Genomic DNA, 14,546 nt, shown 5'->3' with positions numbered 1-14,546 from the left:
CCATCTTGACAAATCCTGTTTGAAATGGAATGAAACAGCCCTGCTTTTGAATGCGTGAATGCGTGACTTCCGCCTTGCGCTACTAGGCTGTCTCTTAATATAAACAGCAGCTACAATTCTCCAACTTCTAATTTGGATGTGATTACCTCTGTTGGACGCAGGGTTTTTTCTCCTAAAGAAAACCCTCGACGGACGATTTTAGTAATTGTTTGGTCTGGCATATCATTTCTTACTTCACGATCAACAACACGGCATAAATTAAAATCTGGCTGTATACTTTGCAGTTCTATAGGTAAAATTTGGCGCTTTTTTAGTACACTGAGAAACTTACGATTAACCGCTCCTACAGACTGGGGTAAACGCTGGATAAATTCTGGGCTGGGGTCGGGATTCTGTTCTAGATAATCCAGCAAGGCTTCTAGTGCATCACCAATTTCTAGCATTTCTAAGAATAAATCTTCTGTATCTGCTGTGGTTTGGGTTTGCTGTTCTCGCAAAGACTGTTGTAGTAAAACATTTTCCTTTTGGAGGTTGCCAAATTTTTGTATGCTTAAGTCGCGCTTCTTTTTACTGAGAATAAAATTAAACATGAGAAACCTCTTTTGATAACATCGCTAGAGTTTTAGTTGCCCAAGTTTGCACTTGCGGGCGGGTATGGTTACTCAAAAGCTGACAAAGCGCGATCGCTCTTTCTAACTGTCCAACTATTTTATACACTTTAATTAGCCACATTTGGGCTTGAATGTAATCTTTACTATTCCGGTCTGTACAGCCTTGGCAGTAGTCTTTGAGATATTTTATCGCTTTGGGGTAACGGCCTTCTTTACAAGCTATAATGCCCTCAGTGAATAACTCTGATAGGCTCATCGGTAAAGGCTCTCGCTCTAGGCGTTGTTCTTGGGCAGATTGAGCGATCACTTGCTCTAATCCATCAAATTCTGGTAATAATACCAGTCTAGGTGCTGGCTGAAGCAAAGCCGATAAATCACTATATTTGAAGTGCTTAATAGTAGGCAGTATAGGACGTAAATAGTCGGCTATGATGCGTTCTTCTGGTTTTAGTAAACTTTTTTGAGCTTTAGCAATGATATCCACAGGATGTTTTTTGTGCTTCATTGCCACTGCTACAGCTTTTGCAATTTCAGCTTTGGATGCTGCTGGGGATACACCCAGAATTTCATAAGGATTATATTCCATTACATACCTTTAATTAACGAATTTTCAGGCTGCGGTAAATTTCTTGAAAAGCAGGTTCGTCTGGACAAAGTTCATAAGCCCAGCTACCTAATTGCTGAATTAAATTAAAAGATAAATCGCGGTTTTGGATACCTTTAAGCAAGGTTTTAATAAAAAAGTCAGCGACATAGTAACGAATAGAGTCATGTTGTGAGTATTTGGCACGATGAACGGCTTCATCAAAGCTATCGCATTTCATCAGATTTTTAATATCCTTTAGTTCTTGGCTAAATTCGTAAACTTCTTGGACATTTGGATCGTCTGGACAGAGTTCATAAGCCCAATAGCCTAATTGATAAATATCTTCAAATCCTAAATCCCGATTTTGGAAACCCTTGGCTAATATTTCTATGCAAATGTCTGACACAATATTCCGTATACGTTGATGCTGGGATTCTTTGGCACGTTGGACAGCTTCTTCAAATTTACTCTTTTTTAATAAATTATCAATTAATTCTACTTCTTGGTTAAATTCAATTCTCTGAATTAAATCAATTACAATAGGATTTTGATTGTCAATTTGTTTAATTTTTTGTAGTTCTCTCAGCGCTGTTGCTAATGAAATTTGTTCACTAGCAATTTGTTTGCGTATTTGTTCCGCCTTATACTCAGCTAGATAACTTCTAGCATCTCGACTTTCTAAAAGGTCATACCAAAACTGGGCAAACTCTAAATGTTCTTGAAATTCTGATATTGCTTGACGTTGCAATCCACAAAGTCTGTTTATTTCTTGTTGCCAATCCTGACTAGCTTGAATTTCTGGCTTTGCTTGCTCTAGAGGAATAATTGCCTCTCGCCATTTTTGTTGTTGTAGCTGATAGGAACCTTCATGATAAGCGACAAATTTCTGAGCAAATGCTGCGATATCAGACTTATCTGTGGTTGAAGGTTTAAGTTGAATTGCTCTTTGATAATCTCCTTCTAAACAAGCAGCCATAGCCAATCCCCAATTTGTATAAAGGGAATTTAATATTTTTTGGTTAGCATGTATTTTATTGTCGAAAATCCCTTGCCATTGAGGAAGGTAATGCTGATAACAGCCAGGTGTAATAAATACATCTTTTATTTTCATTCCCCACTTTGACGGCTCACCCATGAGGTTTAGAGATACTACTTCTAATCGGTAGCGATCGCGCAAATTCAAATAATTAATAATATTTGTATCTTTCAAAGTATCTATTGCGGTTGCTATTCGGCGTTTTAATTCTAAAGAGACTGAGGTAAATTCTACAGGTTTATTTTCTAGCCAAGGCACATCTTGAAGGCTAGGATCTTCCGTTATATTTGCCAAAGCTGTTGATAAATAAAATATCAAATTTAACAGATTTATAGGGGAAGTTTGAGCAAGATAATAATTTGCTACTGCCAAATTATGTAATGTAGTAATATTAGGCTGTGAAATCCAGGCTTTTTCAGTCTTCTCGGCAATAATTCTCCAGTCTTTATCTTTCCATAGTTCTGCTTCTAAACGTGGCTGAATATGTTCTTTGAGATTTTTCTCAACTAAGGGATGGGAACCAAATTTTCGGAGAAATTGTGTACTCTCTGCTTTAGCCTTCTCCCAATTTTCAGCTTTTACCAGTTGCTCTATATTCTGTAGTCTTAGCAGCCGTTGACGTTGGGAAAGATTTTTGAGAATCTCTCGTTGCTTGGCAATGTTAGCAGTAGATAACCCAAGCCATTCTTTATAAGCTACCTGTAAATCTTCTTGTTGGGCGTAGGCAAATCCCCGCAAGTAAGCAGCTTGTTCTCCAGGTATAGCTTCGAGGTGATTTAGTGCGGTTGCCCATGCCTGAGTTTTAATTGCCACAAGTGCTAACCGGATTTGGCAGTATGTAGAGTTGGGCAAGAGCAATTTAGCATTTTTATAGAGAGATGCAGCCGCTTTAAAATCACCCGCTTTTTCTGCTGCTAGCCCTTGGCGAAACTGTTCTCTTCCTTTTAGTGTTTTTTGTAGCTTTTGTAGTAAATCAAGTCCGTCAGAGCGAGAAAATTTAGTCAGGGCATTTTTTAAGAGTGCGATCGCTCCCTGTAATCTTCCTTCACTTTCAGCTTGTTGCACCTTTTGAAAAGCAGCATTATAAATTTCTTCTTGTTGGACTTGAGCAATACTTGCAGCGATCGCCTGTCGTAGAAACTCAGTAGAATAAAGCTTTTCAGCCTCTCGGTAAACTGCGATCGCATTTTTATAAAACAGATTTTCTGCCTGAGACTGTGCCTGTGTCACTAAACTTAAGAACTGCTGTCGCCGTTGCAATTCTTTTTGGCACTGCTTGATTACCCGCGATATGCGATCATCATGGAGAATTTTGGTACAGCGCTGATAAATGGCGATCGCACTTGCAAGTGCTTGCGTTTCTAGAGGATCGCCCGTATCTTGCTTGAGAAAGGTTTTGGCATTAGCAGCTAGTTTATCTACTTCTGCGACTTGATAGCGCCACTGCTTTAGTTGCTGAGTAAGATTGTCTAACAGCTTACCCAGCAGCAATTGATAAATTAAACGCTCCCAAAAACCTGGTTTCCTAGACCAGACAGCGAGAGCTTTTTCTGCAATAATTACTGCTTCTCGCAGGTGTTTTTTTTGGGCTAATTGTGCTGCTTTTTCGCTGGCTTCTTTAGTTTGTGGTGCTTGCTTCCAGGCATCAACAATACCCACTCCCAGCAAAGTTTTAGTTAAAGCGTTCAAGCTATCAACGATGCTCATCAAGCGCCCTCCTTGCAGTTGGGGATTTTTAACACCTCCCCTACATCTATATAGTCATAGTCTTGCCGTCCTTTGAGTTGGGGATTGGCTTTAACCATTACTTGCCAAGAGGTTCCCTCACCACAAAATTTTTGGGCGATCGCGCTGAGGTGATCTCCCGATTTGACAGTATAGGTAATTGGTTTTGGGGGTTCCTTAGCTGTCACAGGGGCATGATTAACTGGTAGTTTTAGGCGATCGCTACTAACTAGATTGGAAGAAGAGACAGGTAATGTGTGTAACTGTGGTTGCAGGAAGATAAAACTGCCCATTACACCCAACCCAATCCCGATAATCAGCAGGAGTAAAGCAACTCCTAGTTGCCATTTGGCAGTTTTCACTTGTTGCAGAGGGTTTTCCACCTGCGGTAATTCTTTGAGCATCCGAATTACAGAAAGGTCGGTATCACAGTTAGGACAAGTGTCACCTTCAATTTCTTGGTAATCACACACAGGACAGTTCAGCTTCATCTTCATCGCGTTAATCCTGTGACAATGCTGTTGCTGGGTAACTCATGATTTAGCCAACGCTGGATATCTGGTTGCAATTCACTCCACAAGCGATTGGCTTCCTGTCCATCATCACTTTTCATAGCGGCAAGCATCCGAGAAAGTTTGTCAGACATGGCATTTGCTTGAGTCGGTGCAACCGCGTAGGCTTGACGGATTGCTAAAAAACAAGCTTGAATGAGCTTGACCTCATCAGGTAAATTGTCAAGTTCTCGTCTTGCATCTTCACTCTTAGACTCCATCTTGGAGAGGTTATTGGTGTTGATGGCATCTTGCAATTCTTGACTGAGCTTTTGCAATCGTTCCTGCTGTGGTTGGGGAATTATCGATCCGCAAAGTTGAACTACGCGATCGCATTTATCGATTAGGTACTCTGCTTCTAGGCGTTCCTTAGACATGGATACCTGGAATTTTTTCAAGTTTGCACTAGCGTCATCGCGTAAATAGCCGCGTTCCTCTCCCGTATTCGGATCGATGATTTTGTTGGTTGACTCCACGACCGGTAACGCTAACTTCAGCGCTTCTTCCACACCGAGATGAGTTAGGTTTTGGTTATTGAGTTCTGCGATCGTTTCTTCTAATTCTTTATATATTTTCTCGTCTGATCGTCCCCGCGAGAAGGTGCAACTCACTCTCTGTGAAGGGTCATTTTTCAATGTAGCGGTCATCTTTAGTCCACTATGTTTTTCATCTAACTCCAACTTGACTAAGACTTCCGTCCCGCGTGGATAAGATTGATTTAAACCCAACCAAATATCCCCAATACTGTCATCTTCATATATCCCATCCAAATCTTCCCTTACTTGATCGGGGCTGAAAAATTGAAAGTGAATCAAGCGTTGTCCATCAGCAGCAGTTTTAAAAGTGTGGGGTTTGGTCAGTGGTAAAATCTCACCTCGCTTAATTACTTTCTCTTTGCCATCCACCAACTTGATAAAATAATCACGGGATACTGTTGTGACTTTCTCTGTTAGTCCAGCCGCGACAATTGCTGCACCCTCCGCCACCGCATACATTGGACGGGGATGCACCACTACTTTATCTGCTCCAAAAGCTTCTCTGACTTTGCGTTGGACTACAGGAATTTGGCAAGAACCGCCAACCAGCAATATTACATCCACCATATCTAGGTGATCTTCAGCAGCTTCACGGCAAATTTCAATCGATCGCTCTACCAAGTCAGAAATTATTTCCTCAAATTGTTTGCGGGTGATTTCTACTTCAATGGGAATGGCAATACCCAATTCATCTAATAATTGAGTCGCAGGAGCAATGCAAGATACTGTAGCAGTGCTTAGTTCAATTTTGGTGCGTTCTACTGCTAACTTCAAGTCAGCATTAAATCGTACCCGTTGATAGTGGGGCATTTTGGCAATCAAGCCATCAATATCAGCAATTCTTTCTTGCTGGGCAAATTGCTGTTTAACAAATTTGATAATGCGAGAATCAATGTCATCTCCTCCCAACCATAAATCCCCAGCTTTTCCCAATTCAATAAATGAAGTTCCTGCTGCTTGAATCACCGAAGCATCAAAAGTACCACCACCAAAATCAAAAACTAAAATCGTTTTAAAATCTTCCCCAGTTGGAGAAAAGCCGTAAGATATGGCGGCTGCTGTAGGTTCTGGTATCAGTTCTAAAGGAGTGATTCCAGCTTTAAGTGCAGCTGTGCGGGTAGCATGGCGTTGTTTATCGTTGAAGTAAGCGGGGATGGTAATAACTGCTTGGTCTATAACTTCGCCTGCTTTACCAATTCCTTGGCGATAAGTTTGGGCATTTTGCACAACTTTTTTGAGAATTTCAGCAGAAATATCCTCTGGTTGATATTCTTTACCTCCTAGCCAAACTGCAATACTGTTGTCTGTTCCCTGACTCGGTTCAGCAATTTTGTAACCAAATTCCGACTTTTGTTTTTGTACGGCTGGATCGCCAAAACCTCTTCCTATTAGGCGCTTAATGGAAACAACCACGTTTTCAGGATTAGCCCTGAGTTGGTTGTAAGCTTGATCTCCTACCAAAAATTTATTTTGCTCACAAGCAACGACCGATCGCGTCAGTTTCCTGTCTGGGGGCGTGTTATCGTTAGCTGTCACCACTTCAACTTCTGCTAACTTAAAAGCGGCGACAGAATTAGTCGTCCCTAAATCAATGCCAATTGCTTTGCCCATTACCGATCGCTACCTGGGTATTGTGTAAATTATTCACGCGATGTACAACTTGGAACCCCGCTTCCATTCCTCTCCCCCACAGTCCGAGAGGCTTTGATTCTCCCCTTCCCTGGTAGGGAAGGGGTTGGGGGTTAGGTTTGAGAGAAAGTTGCACACAGCCTTATTTCTGATGTATTTGAGACTCACTGCCACATCGAACCTAAATTTCTATGTCAGCAGCCAGTACCTATCCAAAGATTACAAATACAAATAGCAAATGCTACAGAAAATCTACGTAAATATCACGGGAAAATAAAATGCAGAAGGTAAAATAATTTTTAACCTTCTGCACTTTGACTCTCTTAGGACTTACGCAAAATACCTCTCAAACTCTCATTTCTCCGTGTCGCGCCAGTTGCTTCAAGTCGGGGAACCCGCCCAACGCACTGGCTTCTCTGCGCCTCTGTGGTTCGATGGAAGTCCTATCTCCATGAAAATCTCACGAATTATTGAGTTTGAAGAAAACGCCACCTTTGAGCGATCGCGTGTCAGTTCCATAACTACTAACTGTGAGCGATCGCAAATTGTTAAAAAACGGTTTCCCTAAAACTTCCACTAGCTTGAGAACCGGTACTTGACGCTCTAACAAATTCTGGCTTTTTGTCCAGTCAAGATATATATAGCCTTGATTTGGTAGGGGAATCGCAGCAATACTATCTTTGAAATTGGGATTGTCAATTAAGGAATTATCCTTGGTTGTGAGGATTTCATCCATTGTTTCTAAGTCAGAGGTGAAAATTTCGTAATTTTCTAAGTTTGTATGTAATCCTCGCACTTTTGTTTCAATACTGAAAGATGTCCCCTCTTTAACATCACTTTTTTTTGTAGCCGTAGTTAACTCCGTCCAAGCAGAGATTTTTTGCTTGTCTATAGTCAGGGGATTAATGCTGAGTCCATTTGATGAGGCGATCGCATCTAATCGAGCAACACCTTTTTCCACACTCTCGGATTTTTCCACCACAAAAATCCAATGAGGGGTTGTTTGCTCTTTCGCAGGTAACAATGCTATAGCATATTCTCCTTGTACCCAGCTAAAAATATCCTCTGGTAAGTTTATACCCCAGCTTTTTTGAACATCCGCCAAAGGTTTTGCTAACCGAGAAACCACATCTTCCCCAGAACCATATATAGTAGCTGTGGCTTGTCTCCAGAGTTTGGCTAAATCACTGTTACCCAAATTACTTAAATTTGAACCGGAAATTGCCAAACCTGCCGACGCTGGAACATACTGCAATGCTCCTACAGGTTTAGATAGTGGTGAAGATGGGGAAACAATTTCCGATGAAGTTAAAAAGCTGGTTTCTGCTAGCAAACCTTTGGGGTTCAACGCCAGGGAAATAATTTCGCTGTTATATGTTTGTTCTGGCAATTCTAAACCTTGCCATTTTGCCACGATGGGAAGATTCAAGAAAGCTACAGCTAAACCCCCTTTGGGAAATTGTTTTGTCGCTTTTTGGTATTCGCGGGAGCTAGTCAAATTTAGATCGGGCGCTTGGACATTATTGATGGCATCTCGCAACACTTTCGGATCGTTGGCAAACAACACAAAGCCTTCACCAACAACAGCACCTGCAAGCAAGTCCTGCTCTGGTTGAGAATTGTCAGAAATCAGCTTCACACCTTTGTATTGTTCAACAGCTAAGTTTGCCCCACCTAACGCCCGTTTAGAAAACAACAACTCGACAAACTCGCGGCTTTTCTCCGGTTGCTTGGTTGCTAGTGCCAACAAATACCCTGGCTGCTGTCCGTTTTCTCGGTCGCGATCAATATCTAAGGTGGTGATAGCTAATGTAATTTCGTTCCCTAACCAGGGTTGAACGTCTTCTTTGTAATCTATACCACTCTTGGCGAATAAACTGGTTTTGAGTTTAGATAGTTCTCCTTCACCCTTTAATGCCTGCAACCGATCAGGATTCGTCAGCAATGAAACCATTGCAGGAGACAGTTTCGACACGAATATGGCTGCATTAGGCTGTCCGGTAGAAGCAATGAGGTTAGCCGGATTTTTGGCGAAAAACCAGTAAAAACTAGCGATCGCAATTACTAGCAGTGCGATCACACCAGCTACGATAAAACCAATAAATGAGCGTTGCCTATTCACATTAAACCTTTAAAAAGACGGTTTACAGCCATTTAAGCAGAAAGCCTACCAGGATCTATCAGCCTTCTTGAGAATGGATACTCATGCAAAGACAGAGATTTTCTGTCACCATAAATAGGATTAAGACTGTTTATAGGGAATTCTTTTAGTTAACCCATGAACCAGATTAGTGTACAAGAACTGGCACAACGTCTTTCTTCTGGTGATGTAAGTATTCAGCTAGTAGATGTACGCGAACCACAAGAATTGGAGATTGCTAGCATTGAGGGCTTTGTCAATCTACCCTTAAGTCAATTTGCCGAATGGGGAGATCAAGTCCCTAACCTCTTCAATCCCCAAGCTGAAACCCTTGTACTATGCCACCACGGCATCCGCTCTGCCCAGATGTGCCAGTGGTTAATTGCTCAAGGTTTTACAAATGTGCAAAATATTTCGGGTGGTATTGATGCTTATTCCGTCTTAGTAGACCATTCAATTCCCCAATATTAGCTTGTATTTAGGTGCATTACTCAGATGGAAGAATAACTTCCATCTGACTTTTGCTATGCTAAAAATAGCAGTACATAAAAACTTAGGGGCTTGCCAGGAAAGCTTGCAACTTTCTCCACTGGCTAAATATTTACGAAACTTTTCGACCCCAATCTTAGCTGCGATCGCCGCAAAAAGACGTATACAATAATACATTTATAAATGTATTATTATGCAAAAATAGGGCAGAAAAGGATGTTGTAAATTCAAACTTTCAACTTTTGCTGCAAAGATCCTTTAAAAGAATGGTGTACCTGAACCTTAAGATTAATGATCACAATATAATTGTATAATTTGTTATCTTAATAAATTATTAATATTCTTAGTTTTCAATCAAATCCAGAAATTTTTACAGACTTTGATTAAAATTTGCCGCCAAGCATTACATACCCTATGGAAGTCCAGTTAACAAATCGACAACAGCATATACTTTGGGCAACGGTACGTCACTACATTGCTACGGCAGAGCCTGTTGGTTCAAAAGCTTTGGTCGAGGAGTACGACCTGGGTGTAAGTTCAGCCACAATTCGCAATGTGATGGGCGTTTTAGAAAAGTCTGGATTACTCTACCAACCACACGCCTCTGCTGGACGTGTACCTTCAGATTCAGGTTATCGCATTTATGTTGACCAGCTAATTACACCTTCCGAAACTTTAGGACGAGAAGTAGAGGTGGCATTGCAAAAGCGCCTCCAGTGGGAAGATTGGAGTTTAGAAACCCTACTGCAAGGAGCCGCACAAATTTTAGCAACCTTAAGTGGTTGCATAAGCTTGATTACTATGCCGCAAACTACCACAGCGCTATTGCGACATCTGCAATTAGTGCAAATTGAAGCGGGGCGGATCATGTTAATTGTTGTTACCGATAGTTATGAGACACATTCCAAGTTGATGGATTTGTCACCAATACCAGAGGAAACACAACGGGATTCAGAGGTAATCGATCGTGAGTTACAAATTGTTTCTAACTTTTTGAATACCCACTTGCGGGGGCGAAGTCTGTTGGAATTAGCCAACCTCAACTGGAGCGAACTAGATCAGGAGTTCCAACGCTACGGGGAATTTTTGAAAAATTCAGTAGCCGAATTGACTCGTCGCACTCATGCGCCGACTGCAACTCAAATCATGGTTCGGGGTGTGTCAGAAGTTTTGCGCCAGCCAGAATTTTCCCAGTTACAGCAGGTACAAACGATTATCCACCTGCTGGAAGAAGAACAAGACCAACTGTGGCGATTAATATTTGAGGAACCAGAGCTTGAGGATGTGGGTAAGTCAAAGGTAACGGTTCGCATTGGCGCAGAAAATCTTCTAGAACCGATACGCACCTGCACCTTGATTTCTTCCACCTATCGCCGAGGTTCAATACCAGTAGGAAGTGTGGGAGTTTTAGGGCCAACGCGTCTAGATTATGAAAGTGCGATCGCAGTAGTAGCATCTGCTGCTGATTACCTCTCAGAAGCTTTCAGTTATTTTAATCCCTAATAGAAACAACCTACTACGGGTTTAGACAAAAGAACAATACCATAGCAGGTAGATAAGCCGAATTTATAGTGGCAAAATCAATAATTAATACCTTTTAACTCTTTCATGGTTAGAAAAATTGCCTTTGGCGTGCTGTGGCTGGGATTCACTACCTATGCTTTTTTCCTCGCTCCTCCTGAGCAACCTGGTACATTCGAGTTAATTAAAAACCTTTCTACTGGCCAATGGCAAGGCGTTAACCCATTAGTCGTAGCACTATTCAACCTCATGGGCATCTGGCCTCTCATCTATAGTGCAGTAGTATTTATTGATGGTAGAGGACAAAAAATACCTGCTTGGCTATTTGCTAGTGCCTCTTTCGGAGTCGGGGCATTTGCCTTGTTACCCTATTTAGCCCTTAGGGAACCAAATAATAAGTTTGTCGGTAAAAAGAATGCCTTGCTCAAGCTGCTAGATTCTCGTGTGACTGGGGTTGTCTTGACAGTAGCCACGGTTATTCTAGTTGCCTATGGTTTAACAGGAGGAGATTGGGGTAATTTTGTGCAACAGTGGCAAACTAACCGCTTCATCAATGTCATGAGTTTAGATTTCTGTCTACTTTGCCTATTATTTCCAGCTTTGCTAGGGGATGATCTGGCGCGTCGCGGTTGGAAAAATCCACAGATGTTCTGGTTAATAGCGTTGATACCTCTATTCGGGCCATTGATTTATTTGTGTGTGCGTCCACCTCTACCAGAAGTGGGTGTAGAGGAAATGCCCAGTCAGCAGCCAGCTGTAAATTAAAGCAATTTTGAATTCGTAATTTAAAGACAGTTTCAGTCGGGGTCTAAATCCTCAACTGAAACAAAAATCAAGTATATATGTCAATACAGTTCAGTTAGTGCCAAAAACCTTAAATTGTGTAGGTTGGGGAGCCACTGCGCCCTTGCGGTTTCCCGACTTGAAGCAAGTGGCGTTTGAGGAACGAAACCCAACATTTCCGGTGCTTTGTTGGGTTGCGCTTTGCTTAACCCAACCTACAATTTTTCTTAACTGAACCAATACAGTTCAGTTAAACATTTCTTCCTTCTCTTTGCGTCCTTTGCGTCCTTTGCGGTTCGTTAAAAAAATTGACTTTGACAAAGAGTTTTAGCCTTAAGTGAACCGTATTGGTATAGATGTACCTCTCTTTTTAAGCAAGCTCAGGACAGCGTTCTACAAAAAGGGGGATTTAGACGCAAAAAATACGAATTATAAATTAGTAATTATGTTAAATGCACACCATCTAAAAATGATGAATAGAAAAGTTGCATTGTGGTTACTATGGGTTGGATTTATCGCCTATATTTTACTGTTAGCACCGCCCCTGCATTTACAAGAAACCCTAATCCTGTTGAAAAATATATTTACTCTTCAGTGGCTTGCGATAAATCCGATTATCCTTTCCTTGTTTTCTCTAGTGGGCATTTGGCTACTAATTTACAGTGGTTTGTTGTTCATTGATGGCAGAATGCAACGGATTCCTTTTTGGCCTTTTGCCTTGGCATCAGTAGGGTCAGGAGTGCTTGGTCTGTTACCATATTTGGCTTTGCGTGAACCAAATCAAGAATTTTCTGGGCAAAAGGATGCTTTTTTACGGCTGCTAGATTCTCGTTTTTTTGGGATTGTTTTGAGTTTAAGCACTGTTGGCTTGCTCGCCTATGCGTTTGTCTTAGGTGACTGGGGAGATTTTGTGCAGCAGTTCCAAGGCGATCGCTTTATTAATGGCATGAGCTTGGCATTTTGCCTTTTTTGTCTTTTACTCCCTACAATCCTTGGCGATGATATCGCTCGTCGCCACTGGAATAATCCCCAGGTGTTTTGGACAGTAGCCTTTGTCTTGCTACTGGGCCCACTTGTTTATCTTTGCTTGCGCCCACCCTTACCATCAACTCTTCGTGAAGAATGGTTAATACCTAATCGGTAATAGATTTTTTCTATAACAGTCCTAAATCATTTGTGAAAATTATATATCTCTTTCTTCCCTTTGCGTCCTTCTCTACGAGCTGACTTTTCCCGTTAAGTCTCTTTTGCAAGCTGCCAACCCTCGCAGAGGTCGTGCAATTTTAACCAGCCTCGCCACAGTACCTGGATACCAATAGGGGTTTTATGTCGATGTTCTAAGTAACCCCCTAAACGAGCGATGCCTACGGCGGGCTTCGCCAACGCTTGCACAGCCCAACTAACTGTTAATGTCTTGGGTAGTTTGGGTGATTTAGCTTTCAAAATGCGAATTTGTTGGGGATTGAGGATAAAAATTGCGTCGGCGGTAGGCTGAGTGCGGTGTAGATAAGTCAAATGCAACAATTCAACAGCAATTACACTCAAAAAACAATAGTATTGTCTTGATCCCATCAGCGGCAAGTCTGTATGGACCGTAACCTTCTGTTTTAGCTGCAATACTGACATAATCAAGAAATGTCGTGTCTCCGACACATAGCACTACATCGTATTCTGCAATAGTTTCCGCCGTCATCTGACAGTGCGGCTCAATCACACTTGAAAATTGCACTTTTGGGTTGGCAAAAACTCATAGGCTCTCTTCAGTACTGTTCCACTGTTGAAAATTTCTGACAGTGCTTTACCAAATCCTTGGCTTAGAGCATAGCCTATCGACATTGCACGCTCATTCAATCGGCGATCGCCTAACTCACAGGTTGCAAAATTCTTCTCCCACCAGTCCAGCATTGCTCGTCACCTTTAACACCAGATTGTCATTACTTTACCGTATATGCTGTGCTGTTTCTTAAATCCTTTGTCAGTAAGCCTTTCAAGACTTAACGGGAAAAGTCAGCTCTACGAGACGCTACGCGTTGGCGGAGCCTCTCGCAGAGAAGGCGTAGGGCAGAAATCAAATAGGACTGCTATATATGATCACCGAGGTTCAATGCCAAGAGGAAGTATGAGAGTTTTGGGGCAACGCACTTAGATGATAAAAGTGCGTAGGGTAGCCCGTCGTAGATATCGCTCTCATCGCTACTGTTGATTACGCAGAACCTCCATTTTTTCAGTAAGTTGCGGATTTTCCACTTTGGGTGCGTAAATCCCAAGAGAAAATTTTTTCTCAAAGTACTTTACAAAACGCAATAAATTCTTTAAGATGTGTAACAGGTAGTCAAAGCTACCTAATTCATTCACAAATAATCGCATTTATAAAACCATGACAGCAACCTTACAACAGCGCTCAAGCGCCAACGTATGGGATAGATTCTGCGAATGGATCACCAGCACCAACAACCGTATTTACATCGGTTGGTTCGGAGTAGTAATGATCCCCACCCTGCTAGCCGCCACCGCTTGCTTCGTAATCGCCTTCATCGCCGCACCTCCAGTAGACATCGATGGAATCCGTGAACCAGTAGCAGGTTCCTTAATCTACGGAAACAACATCATCTCCGGTGCAGTAGTACCCTCCTCCAACGCCATCGGCTTGCACTTCTACCCAATTTGGGAAGCAGCATCTCTAGATGAGTGGCTCTACAACGGTGGCCCTTACCAATTGGTAATATTCCACTTCCTGATTGGCGTATTCTGCTACCTGGGTCGTGAATGGGAACTATCCTACCGCTTAGGAATGCGTCCTTGGATTGCTATTGCATACAGCGCACCAGTAGCAGCAGCAACCGCAGTATTCTTGGTATACCCCATCGGACAAGGATCATTTAGCGATGGTATGCCCTTGGGAATAAGCGGAACCTTCAACTTCATGATCGTGTTCCAAG

At 42.0% G+C, this 14,546-nt stretch carries 12 protein-coding genes and 1 pseudogene; 5 read left to right on the top strand and 8 right to left on the bottom strand.

Annotation, left to right across the window (positions count from 1 at the left end; translation table 11 throughout):
* Positions 1-110 precede the first annotated feature (110 nt).
* The 6 genes from LC586_RS19215 to LC586_RS19190 all read right to left on the bottom strand — a co-directional run bounded on the left by LC586_RS19215 (position 111) and on the right by LC586_RS19190 (position 8,796).
* Entirely contained in the window at positions 111-590 is a 480-nt protein-coding gene (locus LC586_RS19215) for a nucleotide exchange factor GrpE (protein ID WP_229486323.1), read from the bottom strand.
* Positions 583-1,197, bottom strand: a complete 615-nt coding sequence (locus tag LC586_RS19210; protein WP_229486322.1) for a J domain-containing protein — start codon at positions 1,195-1,197, stop codon at positions 583-585. Before LC586_RS19210 ends, LC586_RS19215 begins: the two co-directional genes overlap by 8 nt.
* Positions 1,198-1,210: 13 nt before the next feature.
* Entirely contained in the window at positions 1,211-3,940 is a 2,730-nt protein-coding gene (locus LC586_RS19205; protein ID WP_229486321.1) for a peptidase M, neutral zinc metallopeptidase site, read from the bottom strand.
* The gene (locus LC586_RS19200) at positions 3,940-4,455 is read right to left on the bottom strand and encodes a LysM peptidoglycan-binding domain-containing protein (RefSeq protein ID WP_229486320.1); all 516 of its coding nucleotides are present in this window, start codon (positions 4,453-4,455) and stop codon (positions 3,940-3,942) included. The genes LC586_RS19205 and LC586_RS19200 overlap by 1 nt, the downstream gene beginning before the upstream one ends.
* Entirely contained in the window at positions 4,452-6,656 is a 2,205-nt protein-coding gene (locus LC586_RS19195) for an Hsp70 family protein (RefSeq protein WP_229486319.1), read from the bottom strand. Before LC586_RS19195 ends, LC586_RS19200 begins: the two co-directional genes overlap by 4 nt.
* A gap of 478 nt (positions 6,657-7,134) precedes the next feature.
* A complete protein-coding gene (locus LC586_RS19190; protein WP_229486318.1) occupies positions 7,135-8,796 on the bottom strand; it encodes a DUF3352 domain-containing protein in 1,662 nt (553 codons plus the stop codon).
* A 156-nt stretch (positions 8,797-8,952) separates the two neighbouring features.
* Between LC586_RS19190 and LC586_RS19185 the strand changes: the two genes are divergently transcribed.
* The 4 genes from LC586_RS19185 to LC586_RS19170 all read left to right on the top strand — a co-directional run bounded on the left by LC586_RS19185 (position 8,953) and on the right by LC586_RS19170 (position 12,751).
* Positions 8,953-9,285 carry a rhodanese-like domain-containing protein gene (locus LC586_RS19185; protein WP_229486317.1) on the top strand — a complete coding sequence of 111 codons (333 nt, stop codon included), beginning with the start codon at positions 8,953-8,955 and terminating at the stop codon, positions 9,283-9,285.
* A 432-nt stretch (positions 9,286-9,717) separates the two neighbouring features.
* Positions 9,718-10,806: a heat-inducible transcriptional repressor HrcA gene (hrcA, locus tag LC586_RS19180; RefSeq protein WP_229486316.1), complete on the top strand. Its 1,089-nt coding sequence runs from the start codon at positions 9,718-9,720 to the stop codon at positions 10,804-10,806.
* Positions 10,807-10,911: 105 nt separating this feature from the next.
* Positions 10,912-11,589 carry a DUF2834 domain-containing protein gene (locus tag LC586_RS19175; protein WP_229486315.1) on the top strand — a complete coding sequence of 226 codons (678 nt, stop codon included), beginning with the start codon at positions 10,912-10,914 and terminating at the stop codon, positions 11,587-11,589.
* A 490-nt stretch (positions 11,590-12,079) separates the two neighbouring features.
* On the top strand, positions 12,080-12,751 hold the full coding sequence (locus LC586_RS19170) for a hypothetical protein (RefSeq protein ID WP_229486378.1): 672 nt from the start codon (positions 12,080-12,082) through the stop codon (positions 12,749-12,751).
* Between the two features lie 92 nt (positions 12,752-12,843).
* Here LC586_RS19170 and LC586_RS19165 read toward each other — a convergent pair.
* Positions 12,844-13,195: pseudogene (locus LC586_RS19165) on the bottom strand (hypothetical protein); the annotation flags it as partial.
* A gap of 122 nt (positions 13,196-13,317) precedes the next feature.
* A complete protein-coding gene (locus LC586_RS19160) occupies positions 13,318-13,512 on the bottom strand; it encodes an IS4/Tn5 family transposase DNA-binding protein (protein WP_229486314.1) in 195 nt (64 codons plus the stop codon).
* A gap of 472 nt (positions 13,513-13,984) precedes the next feature.
* Here LC586_RS19160 and LC586_RS19155 point away from each other — a divergent pair.
* Positions 13,985-14,546, top strand: a 562-nt coding sequence (locus tag LC586_RS19155; protein WP_498072181.1) for a photosynthetic reaction center family protein, incomplete at its 3' end; no start/stop codon positions are given.

The organism is Nostoc favosum CHAB5714 (assembly GCF_020829495.1).
Taxonomy (GTDB): Bacteria; Cyanobacteriota; Cyanobacteriia; order Cyanobacteriales; family Nostocaceae; genus Nostoc; species Nostoc favosum.
Note: the sequence above shows the minus strand (reverse complement) of the source record. Positions and strands in the feature narration are given on the sequence as shown.